We start from the raw sequence: 9,491 nt of genomic DNA, 5'->3' as shown, positions 1-9,491 counted from the left end.
GTGTCGCCTTCCTTGCCCCAGGTCGAGCGGGTCTCGAACACGGTGCCGTCGGTCATCTGCACCTTGATCATGTGGTAATCGGGGTGGGTATTGGCTTTCATGGGTCTCGCTCCACTAGGTGAAGCCGGTTCCGACCGGCCTCAGGGAATCTCGGAAAGGCGCGCCCTTAAGCGCTTCGCGCGCAAAAGGCAACCAATCAGCTATCCGCGATCATCGCGGTGAAGCTGCATTCGGTCGCGATCTTGTCACCCAGCATCGCCTTGCCGGCAAACTTGCAGACGCGCGCACGCTTCTGGGTGAATTCGACGTGGAGATCGAGCAGGCAGCCCGGCTCGACCGGCGTGCGGAACTTGGCTTCCTCGATCGCCATGAAATAGACGAGCTTGCCGGTGCCGGCGAGGCCAAGCGTCTCCACCGCGAGGACGCCGGCAGCTTGCGCCAGCGCCTCGATCTGGAGGACGCCGGGCATGATCGGACGGCCCGGGAAGTGGCCCTGGAAGAACTGCTCGTTCATCGAGACCGCCTTGATGGCGTGGATGCGTTCACCCACCACCAGTTCGGCCACCCGGTCAACGAGCAGGAGGGGATAGCGGTGCGGCAGCGCCGCCATCACCCCCCGGATGTCCAGGCTGAGCGGCGCCGAGGTGCCGGCTTCTCCGGAAGCTTCGCTCATTCCAGCTTGCCTCACCGGCCTTCGGGGGCCCTGCCCGCAGGCGCGGGAGCGGCAGCCGGAGCGGCGCCCTGTGCGGCGGCCTGCTGGGCGGCGGCTTCACGCTGCGCGCGCGGCATCCAGCCCGCGGGCGGCACGAGCTGCGCGCTGGGGATCAGGGTGTTGAGCTCGGCCAGAATGTCCTGGTTGAGGTTGTAGACACCGTCGGCCTTGAGCACGCTCTGCGAATCGAGCACGAGCGTGATCTTGCGCTTGGTCATCGCCTGCTGCGTGGCGGCGGTGAGCTTGTCGCTGATCTGCTCGATGATGTACTGCTGCGCCACGTTGAGCGGCTCGGCCATCTGCTGGATCTCGCGCTCGGCGGACTGCTCGATCTGCTGGATCTGCGCAGCCTGCGTGCGCAGCGCGGCCTGATCGGGCTTGGCAGCCTTCTGGTCCGCCTCGAACTTGTCGTAGAGCGGCTTCAGCTGCGCGGTGATCTGGTTGCGGCGGGTGTTCACCGCATCGATCTGCGCCTTGTAGGTCACGGGAAGCTGGACCATCGCGGTCTTGTAGGCGGCCGAAGCGCCGACAACGGCTTGGGCGTTGGCATAGGCGATGCCAGGGGCGACAATGCCGCCGGGCGTGCTCGTAGCCGGAGCGGCAGCGGCCTGCGCCATGGCGTGGGGCGCCGCGCCAAGCGCGAGGGCGGCAATGAACGCCGCAAACATACGGTTTTGCATCAGAACTGGGTTCCTACGTTGAAGTTGACTGTCTGGGGATCGTCGCCATCGACCTTGCTGAGGACTTTCGCCACGTCGATGCGGAACGGTCCGAACGGCGAGTTCCAGTTGACTCCGAAGCCGATCGAGATGCGCGGCTTCGGGCTGTCCCCAACAAAGGTCTCGTCGAACTTCTGTGCCACGTTGTTGGCCTTGCCGGTCGAATCGGCAGCCGCAGTGGTAAGGCGGCCCGTGACATTGTCCTGATAGAGCAGCGTGGTGCCGAACACCGCCGGCCTCGCGACGCTGAACACGGCGCCCGCATCGACAAAGATCGACGGCCTGAGGCCAAGCTCGCGCGCGCCCGAGCCCAGCGGAATCTCGAGCTCCGCGTGGCCAAGGTAATAGTACTTGCCGCCGAGCGCGTCATCGACCCATTGGTTGCGGTCGGTGCTGGTCACGCCGCCGGTGCCGTCCTTGGGATCGAACCCGCTATAGAACTTGCGCAGCACGCGCGGGCCAACGCCGCGAATGTCGAAGCCGCGCAGCTGCGGTTGGCCAAGGAAGAAGCGGTCGGTCAGGCGCACATCGTCGATCGTCGGATCGTTGGTGCGGTTGCCCAGTGCCTTGATCGCGCCGCCCTCACCGCGCAGCGAGAAGACGAAGCCCTTGCCCAGCGCGAAGTACTTCGAGGCATTGGCATTGATACGCGCATAGCGCACCGAGCCGCCGAGCCCGGCAACATCGACACCGACCACGAACTGCGAGCCGCTGGTCGGGCGCAAGCGGTTGTCGAGCGTATCGTAGACGACGCTCGCACCGATGATCGAGCTCGTGCGCTTGCCGATGGCATCGCACAGATAGCGACCGGCAAGGTAGATCGAGCACTGCAGGTTGCCGTTGGCATCGGGCAGGTAATAGGTGTCGCGGTCGAGCGTCACGTTCTCGAGGTTGAGCGTATAGCGCCCGATCAGTGACATGTACTCGGTCAGCGGCAGGCCGGCGCGGACCTGAAAACCGGTTGTCGACTGCTTGTAGGTCGTGTTGCGGTTCGCGTTGAAGAAATTGAAGCTGTTGAAATCACGGCGATATACGTCAACGCCGAGCGAGACGTTGCGGTCGAACAGGTAGGGTTCGGTGAAGCTCACCTGCACCGAGCGCGAATAACGCGAATAGTCGACGCTGGTGCCGATCGTCTGGCCGCGGCCGCGGAAGTTGTTCTGCTGGATCGAGGCCTGGAAGATGAAGCTTTCAAGGCTCGAGAAACCGGCCGAGAGCTGGAGCTGCCCGGTGGGCTTTTCCTCGACGTTGGCTTCGAGCACGATGCGGTCCTGCGCGCTGCCGGGCTTCTGCTCGACCTCGAACTTTTCCTGGAAGTAGCCGAGCGACTTGATGCGGTTCGACGAACGCTTGATCTGGAACGAGTTGAACGCATCGCCTTCGGCCACGCGGAACTCGCGGCGCACGACCTTGTCCTGCGTCAGCGTGTTGCCGTTGACATCGACCCGCTCGACATAGACGCGCGGTGCTTCCGCAATGCGGAAGGTGACCGACATCGTCAGGTCGTCCTTGTTGCGGTTGAAGTCGGGCCGCACGTCGGCAAAAGCATAGCCGAAGCTGCCCGCCGTCTCGGTCAGGCTGTCGACCGTGTCCTCGACGAGCTTTGCGTTGTACCATTGCTGGGGCTTGAGCGGCAGACGCTTGGCCAGCGCATCGCCATCGAAATCGCGCAGCTGGCTGTCGACCTTCACGTCACCGAAATGGTAGCGCTGCCCTTCCTCGACCACATAGGTGATGATGAAATCGCGCTTGTCCGGCGTGAGTTCGGCCACCGCCGAGACGACGCGGAAATCGGCATAACCGTTGGTCAGGTAGAATTGCCTGAGCTTCTGCTGGTCGAACGCGAGGCGGTCGGGATCGTAGCTGGTGCCGCTGGAGAACACGCGGAACACGCGCGCCTGCTTCGTCACCATCTCGGAGCGCAGCTGGCTGGCGGAAAACTTCTCGTTGCCGATGATGTTGATCTGGCGAACGCGCGACTTCGGGCCTTCGTTGATCTCGAACACGATATCGACGCGGTTCTGATCGAGCATGACCATCTTGGGCTCGATCGAGGCAGCGAAGCGGCCCTGACGCTTGTAGAGCTCGATGATGCGGGCCACGTCGGCGCGCACCTTGGACCGGGTGAAGATCTGGCGTGCCGAGAGCTTGATCTCGGGCAGGATCTTGTCTTCCTTCAGGCGCTTGTTGCCTTCAAGGATGATGCGGTTGACGACCGGGTTTTCCTTGACCTCGATCACCACGTCGCCGCCGCTGTCACGCACCTGCACGTCGGCGAACAGCTCGGTCGCGTAGAGGTCCTTGAGCACCTGGTCGGCGGCGGCTTGGGTATACCTGTCGCCTTCCTTGAGGCGGATGTACGAACGGATCGTATCGGCCTCTAGCCGCTGCGCGCCGGAAATGGTCACCAAACGGACGAGTTCGACGGGTGCGGGAGCCGGGGCCGGCGCAGGCGCCGCTGCGGGCGCTGCAGGGGCCGCAGCAGCAGGCACGCCCTGTGCCTGAGCGATGACAGGCATGCCGGCAAGGCAGGTCGTTGCCGCGAGCGCCGCGAGCGTGGCTGCCAGATTGCTCTGGCCGGTCGTGCGCCGCGCGGTCCGGGGCAAGTTGCAAGCATTCATTACCAAGCGCCATCCCGTTTCTTCGTGCAGCGAAGCGGATGGATCCGCTTCGCCTCGCACCATGGCGCGCGACGGCAACAATCCGTCACGCCCCGCGATGCCGCCTCCTGCCCGATGCAGGCCCGCCAATCAAGCAAGCTCACCGCAGCAGACCGTAATTGCCCCGCATTTTGTGGAAAATCCGGCTCGCCCCACCGTCTGGCATGGAAGCACAGACGCGTGTCCCGCTGGGGCCGGTCGATTCCAGTCTCCTCACCCTCCGAAAACGCGCAGCGATGCAACGTCGTTGAAGGTCACGAACAGCATCAGCGCAACAACCAGAGCTAGCCCTGTACGGAAGGCCCATTCCTGCCCGCGCTGGCTGACCGGCCGGCGGCTGACCGCCTCGATCGCATAGAATGCGAGGTGTCCTCCATCGAGGACCGGAATTGGCAACAAGTTGATGAACCCGAGGTTAATCGAGATCAGCGCGATGAACCAGACGTAGTTGGCCCAGCCCGAGACAAGTTGCTCGCCCGAATATTTGGCGATCTTGATCGGTCCGCCAAGTTCCTTGATCTCGCGCTTGCCGGTGATGATCTGGCCGATGCCGGTGATCATCATGCCCATGATATCGCGCGTCTGGACCACCGCGTCGCCCACGGCCTCGACCGGGCCGACCGCGACGCGCTCCGCTGTGGCCGGGCCGATGCCGAGGTAGCCGATCTTCTGCGAGTTGCCGAAGCGGTCGGTCACTTCCTTGTAGGCGGCGACTGCCGGCAGCGCGATGCGCCGCCCGCCGCGCTCGATGACGAGATCAAGCGGCTCGCCCGGATGCTGCGCAACCGCGAGGCGGATCTGGAGGAAGCTGTCGATGGCCGAGCCCTGCAGCGACACGACGCGGTCGCCGAGCTGGACACCCGCCTTCGCCGCTGCCGAGCCTTCCTGCACCATGCCGACAACCGGCGGGATCACCACCTTGCCATAAGCCATGGTAAAGCCAGCAAGGATCGCGACGGCGAGCAGCAGGTTCGTCAGCGGCCCCGCCAGCACGATCAGCGCGCGCTGCCAGACGGGTTTGGCCTGAAAGGTGCGCTCGCGCTCTTCGGCGGGGAGTGCCAGCCATTCGGCGCTCGGCGTGCTCGCCGGGTTCATGTCGCCTGCGAACTGGACATAGCCGCCAAGCGGCAGCGCGGAGAGCTTCCAGCGCGTGCCGCGCTTGTCGGTCCAGCCCGCCACTTCGGCGCCGAAGCCGATCGAGAAGCTGTCCGCCTTCACCCCGAAAAGACGGCCCATCAGGTAGTGGCCCAGTTCATGGATGAACACGAGCGGCCCCAGCACGAGCACGAAGGCCAGCACTGTGAGCAGAATACCCGGACTTTGCACGGCAGCGTTCAGGACACGGACTCCATCGTCTCGGCAGCGCGAATGCGGGCTTCCCGGTCCACCGCGATCACCTCTTCGAGGCTTGCGGGTGCCTTGGGGAGGCCCCTTGCCAACACGTCCTCAGCACATTGCACGATGCGGGTGAACCCGATCTGACCGGCGAGGAAGGCTGCCACGGCAATTTCGTTGGCTGCGTTGAGCACGGCAGGCGCGGCGCCGCCCGCCTTGACCGCCTCACGCGCGACGCGGGTGGCGGGAAAGCGCTCCTCGTCGGGCTTGAAGAAGCTGAGGCTGCCGATGGCCGCAAGATCGAGCGGCGCGCAAGGCGTATCCATCCGTGCAGGCCATGCGAGCGCCGAGGCGATGGGCACGCGCATGTCGGACGGGCCCAGCTGAGCGAGGGTCGAGCCATCGCGGTATTCGACCATCGAATGGACGATGGACTGCGGGTGGATGACGATGCGCAGGCGCTCCACCCCGACCGGAAACAGATGATAGGCCTCGATGAATTCAAGGCCCTTGTTCATCATCGTCGCGGAATCGACGCTGATCTTGGCGCCCATCGACCAGGTCGGGTGCTTGACCGCCTCGGCCGGGGTGGCGCGGTGGATGCGCTCCATCTCCCATTCGCGGAATGGACCGCCGCTCGCCGTCAGCGTGATCGCGTGAACGTGGGCGGGATCGTTGCCGGCAAGGCACTGGAAGATCGCATTGTGCTCGCTGTCGACCGGCAGCAGCGTGGCGCCGGTGCGCTTGACGGCGGCGGTCATGACTTCGCCTGCCGAAACCAGCGCTTCCTTGTTGGCGAGCGCGACGGCCTTGCCGCATTCGATCGCCGCCATGGTGGGCGCGAGGCCCGCGCAGCCGACAATCGCGGCCATGGTGATGTCGGCTCCGCGCGCCGCGGCTTCGATCACCGCATTCGCCCCGCCTGCCGCCTCGATACCGCTCCCGGCTAGCGCCTCACGCAAGGCGGGCAGGCAGCTCTCATCGGCCACGACAGCAACTTTTGCGTCAAATTCCTTCGCTAATTCAGCAAGTTGCGCCGAATTACGATGCGCCGTTAGTGCAATGATCGTAAAGTTCGCCCGGTTGCGCCGCACCAGATCGAGCGTCGATGCGCCGACCGAACCGGTCGCACCCAGAATGGTAATCGTGCGCGTCATGCGCCTCCTGCTCCCACGCCTGCTGCCCCAGAGGCAGCCCACGCTGTTCCCGCTATGATGGCGACCGGCAGCAGTCCGTCAACCCGGTCGAACAAGCCGCCGTGCCCCGGAATGAGCCGGCTGCTGTCCTTCACGCCTGCACGGCGCTTGAGCCAGCTTTCGTAGAAGTCGCCCGCCTGCGCCGCCACCGCGAGCCCTGCGCCAGCGAGCGCCGCCATGCCGAGGCGCGTGGTCCGCAAGGCTTCGGCAAGGCTCGGCCCGGTCGGGCTCATCGCCGAAAGGACATAGGCGGCAAACAGGATGTACAGCATGGCCCAAAGCGCCGCTGCTGCCATGCCGCCGGCAAGGCCGGCCCAGGTCTTGGAAGGGCTGATGCTCGGCGCGATCTTGGGGCCGCCAATGGCGCGCCCGGCAAAGTAAGCGCCGGCATCGGTGCAGATGACAAGGCCGAGCACGGCAATCAGCAGGACTGGCGGCATCACGATCAGCGCGAAGGCCGCCCAGCCGATGTAAAGCCCGCCGGTGATCACCGCCGTCACCATGCGCGCCGGATCGGGCGCGATCTTCGCGGCGAGCGCGACGTACTCGGCAAAGACACCGAAGCCGACAAGCGCGATGAAGCCCTTCAGAACCAATCCGCCCTGCCACAGCGCAAAGCCTGCAATACCGAGCATGACCACCGCCGAGGCGACGCGCACCGGCAAGTCGCTGCGCGGAGCGGCTACGGTCGGCGCGGCCGGTTCAGCGCCCTCCATAGCGGCGCTCGCGGGTGGCGTAGTGATCGAGTGCTTCGCGCAAATGGCCGGGGGTGAAATCGGGCCAAAGCACATCGGTGAACCACATCTCGGCGTAGGCCGCCTGCCACAGCAGGAAATTCGAGAGGCGGACTTCGCCCGAGGTGCGGATGAGCAGATCGAGTGGCGGCAGGTCGGCTGTATCAAGCTCGGCCTCGATTGCCGCAACAGTCACGTCGCCTTTGGCCGCCGCAGCGGCGGCAGCGCGGGCGATCTCCTGCTGCGAGCCATAGTTGAGCGCGATGGCCAGTGTCGTGCGCGAATTGTGTGCGGTGCGCGCCAGGGCATCGTCGATCAGGCCGACGATGTCCGCAGGCAGCATCTTGTAGTCGCCAATGATCTTGAGCCGCACGTCGTTAGCGACAAATTCCTCGATATCGCTGCGGATGAAGGCACGGAGCAGGCCCATGAGATCGGAAATCTCGTCCTCGGGCCGCTTCCAGTTCTCGGAAGAGAAAGCATAGAGCGTGAGAGCCTGCAGCCCCATGTGGCGCGCCGCGCGCACCACTTCGCGCACCGCATCGACCCCTCGCTTGTGGCCGACCGCGCGCGGCAAAAGGCGCTTCTTTGCCCAGCGGCCGTTACCATCCATGATGATCGCGACATGCCGCGCAGGGCCTGTGTAGCCGCCGCCCTGCTGGCCCGCAGCTGCCGTTTCGGATCGAGGCGCCGGGGCCGCGTTCACTTGCCCAGGATTTCCTTTTCCTTCTGGGCGGTGACCTCGTCGGCGGCCTTGATCTGCTCGTCGGTCAGCTTCTGGAGCTCGGTCTCGAGCCGCTTGCGCTCGTCCTCCGATATCTCCTTCTTGTTCTCATCGGCCTTAAGCGCATCCATGCCATCGCGGCGCACGTTGCGGATCGCGATCTTCGCCTTTTCGGAGTAGCCCGAGGCGAGCTTGGCGAGTTCCTTGCGGCGATCCTCGGTGAGATCGGGGATCGGCAGGCGCAGCGTGTTGCCATCATTGATCGGATTAAGTCCGAGGCCAGCCGAGCGGATCGCCTTCTCGACGGGGCCGATGTTCGACTTGTCCCATACCTGCACTGTCAGCATGCGCGGCTCGGGCGCCGAGACCGTCGCCACCTGGTTGAGCGGCGTGTTCGCGCCATAGACGGTGACCGTGATCGGATCGAGCAGCGCGGTGTTCGCACGGCCGGTGCGCAGGCCCGAGAGATCGCTTCTCAGCGATTCCACGGCGCCCTTCATGCGGCGTTCGAGATCGGCCTTGTCATACTTGGCCATGACCTTAACTTCCTTCTCTAAGCACTTGTTTTGCTGACGATTGTCTGAGTCCCCTGCCCAGCCAGAACGCGGGCGAGATTGCCGCGCTCGCGGATCGAGAACACCACGATCGGGATGGCGTTATCACGGCAAAGAGCAACCGCGGAGGCGTCCATAACCTTCAGGTTATCCGCAAGAACCTTGTCATAATCTACTGTTTCATAACGCTTTGCCGCAGCGTTCTTCTTCGGATCATCATCGTAGACGCCGTCGACGCTGGTACCCTTGAGCAGGGCATCGCACTTCATCTCGGCAGCGCGCAGCGCCGCGCCCGAATCGGTGGTGAAATAGGGCGCGCCGACGCCCGCGGCGAAGATCACCACGCGGCCCTTCTGGAGGTGGCGCTCGGCGCGGCGGCGGATCACCGGCTCGCACACTTCGTCCATCTGGATCGCGGACTGCACGCGGGTCTCGACGCCGATCTTTTCCAGCGCACTCTGCATCGCCAGCGCGTTCATGATCGTGGCGAGCATGCCCATGTAATCGGCCTGCGCGCGGTCCATCCCCTTGGCCGCGCCTGCCATGCCGCGGAAGATGTTGCCGCCGCCGATCACGAGGCACAACTCAAGCCCGGTATCGCGCGCCGCTTTCAGTTCCTCGGCCATCTGGGCGACGAAATCGGTGTCGATGCCAAAGGGCTGGCTCCCCATCAGCACTTCGCCCGAAAGCTTGAGGAGCACGCGCTTGAGGGGGGGAAGGCTCATCGTCCGGGAGAACTCGTCAGAAATGGAAGCGCCGCCCTTATACGCACGGGGCGGCGCGTGCCAAGGGCAAGGGGCACAGGTTTGTATACCCGCACATGCCCGCAGTGCCCGGCGGCGCTCCCGGTGGGACCG

General features: G+C 64.9%; 10 protein-coding genes. All 10 read right to left on the bottom strand.

What is annotated here, in order from left to right:
* Window positions 1–101 (bottom strand): 50S ribosomal protein L31 (gene rpmE, locus Q0082_RS00865; RefSeq protein WP_298188825.1); only part of this gene is annotated, 101 nt, incomplete at its 3' end.
* A gap of 95 nt (window positions 102–196) precedes the next feature.
* Complete coding sequence (gene fabZ / locus Q0082_RS00860) at window positions 197–673, bottom strand: 3-hydroxyacyl-ACP dehydratase FabZ (protein ID WP_298188817.1); 477 nt, start codon at window positions 671–673, stop codon at window positions 197–199.
* A gap of 11 nt (window positions 674–684) precedes the next feature.
* On the bottom strand, window positions 685–1,392 hold the full coding sequence (locus tag Q0082_RS00855; protein WP_298188814.1) for an OmpH family outer membrane protein: 708 nt from the start codon (window positions 1,390–1,392) through the stop codon (window positions 685–687).
* Window positions 1,392–3,950 (bottom strand): outer membrane protein assembly factor BamA, encoded by a 2,559-nt coding sequence (gene bamA / locus Q0082_RS00850; protein ID WP_298188822.1) that lies wholly within the window; start codon window positions 3,948–3,950, stop codon window positions 1,392–1,394. The genes Q0082_RS00855 and bamA overlap by 1 nt, the downstream gene beginning before the upstream one ends.
* Window positions 3,951–4,304: 354 nt before the next feature.
* Entirely contained in the window at window positions 4,305–5,417 is a 1,113-nt protein-coding gene (rseP, locus tag Q0082_RS00845; RefSeq protein ID WP_298188812.1) for an RIP metalloprotease RseP, read from the bottom strand.
* 8 nt (window positions 5,418–5,425) lie between these two features.
* On the bottom strand, window positions 5,426–6,583 hold the full coding sequence (locus tag Q0082_RS00840; RefSeq protein ID WP_298188810.1) for a 1-deoxy-D-xylulose-5-phosphate reductoisomerase: 1,158 nt from the start codon (window positions 6,581–6,583) through the stop codon (window positions 5,426–5,428).
* Entirely contained in the window at window positions 6,580–7,338 is a 759-nt protein-coding gene (locus Q0082_RS00835; protein WP_298188807.1) for a phosphatidate cytidylyltransferase, read from the bottom strand. Before Q0082_RS00835 ends, Q0082_RS00840 begins: the two co-directional genes overlap by 4 nt.
* A complete protein-coding gene (uppS, locus tag Q0082_RS00830; protein ID WP_298188819.1) occupies window positions 7,325–7,969 on the bottom strand; it encodes a polyprenyl diphosphate synthase in 645 nt (214 codons plus the stop codon). The genes Q0082_RS00835 and uppS overlap by 14 nt, the downstream gene beginning before the upstream one ends.
* 89 nt (window positions 7,970–8,058) lie before the next feature.
* Window positions 8,059–8,616, bottom strand: a complete 558-nt coding sequence (frr, locus tag Q0082_RS00825; protein WP_298188805.1) for a ribosome recycling factor — start codon at window positions 8,614–8,616, stop codon at window positions 8,059–8,061.
* A gap of 17 nt (window positions 8,617–8,633) precedes the next feature.
* Complete coding sequence (gene pyrH, locus Q0082_RS00820) at window positions 8,634–9,359, bottom strand: UMP kinase (protein WP_298188803.1); 726 nt, start codon at window positions 9,357–9,359, stop codon at window positions 8,634–8,636.
* Between the last annotated feature and the right edge of the window lie 132 nt (window positions 9,360–9,491).

This window comes from Novosphingobium sp. (assembly GCF_027489515.1).
GTDB lineage: Bacteria > Pseudomonadota > Alphaproteobacteria > Sphingomonadales > Sphingomonadaceae > Novosphingobium.
The sequence above is the reverse complement of the archived record's forward strand: the minus strand, read 5'-3'. Positions and strand labels throughout refer to the sequence as shown.